Below are 376 nucleotides of genomic sequence, written 5' to 3'. Positions count from 1 at the left end.
GCGCTTGAGGATTGCTTCTGCTTCCGGAACAAGAGCGTCCTGAACTCTGGCAGTGACCAGCGAACCGCCCCTGCGAACGCCTTCAGCATACAGATTCGCGTCTTCGTCAGAGACGCCGGAGCTTGTCATCGCGCCGATGATGCCGCCTGTCGCACCACCAGCGACCGCGCCCGCGGCAGCGCCGGCAGCCGTCGCCGCCAGCCAGCCGGCCGCAACGACGGGGCCAACACCCGGGATCGCCATCAGCCCAAGGCCGGTCAGAAGACCGCCGGCGCCGCCGACGACAGCGCCGATGCCGGCACCTGTACCGGCGCCTTCGCCTGCGTTCGAATGTTCGCCGTGGCGATTGTCGGCATTGTTGGAAACGATGCTGATG

General features: G+C 67.0%; 1 pseudogene. It reads right to left on the bottom strand.

Features of this window, described 5'->3' with window-relative positions:
• A pseudogene (locus AF337_RS13635) lies at window positions 1-376 on the bottom strand (hypothetical protein); the annotation flags it as partial.

This window comes from Rhizobium ecuadorense, assembly GCF_001187535.1.
In the GTDB taxonomy this organism is placed as follows: Bacteria; Pseudomonadota; Alphaproteobacteria; order Rhizobiales; family Rhizobiaceae; genus Rhizobium; species Rhizobium ecuadorense.
The sequence above is the reverse complement of the archived record's forward strand: the minus strand, read 5'-3'. Positions and strand labels throughout refer to the sequence as shown.